At 36.4% G+C, this 236-nt stretch carries 1 pseudogene; it reads right to left on the bottom strand.

The features are described from left to right. Nucleotides 1-130, bottom strand: a pseudogene (locus tag SB658_RS27495) (phosphate signaling complex protein PhoU); the annotation flags it as partial. Nucleotides 131-236: the final 106 nt, after the last annotated feature.

Genomic DNA, 236 nt, shown 5'->3' with positions numbered 1-236 from the left:
ACGCTTTCTCTACATCCCTTTTATGAAGACCTTCCATAGCAAGCAATAATGCTTCCCTCGCTAGCTCTCCAAGCTCAATCACCTTTAGCTGTAACATTTTTAAATCACATTGAAACTGTTCTCTTACCATTGTTTCTTCCCCCTCAATATTATGTGCCATTATATATAGATCTCCTACCTAGCCTACTTGTAATAAGCCTTAAGATAGGAGAAGTATTACTTCTCTAATTAAATGA

Source organism: Bacillus sp. SIMBA_008, from assembly GCF_046535495.1.
Lineage (GTDB): Bacteria > Bacillota > Bacilli > Bacillales > Bacillaceae > Bacillus > Bacillus subtilis.
This window is presented reverse-complemented; position numbering and strand designations above follow the sequence as displayed.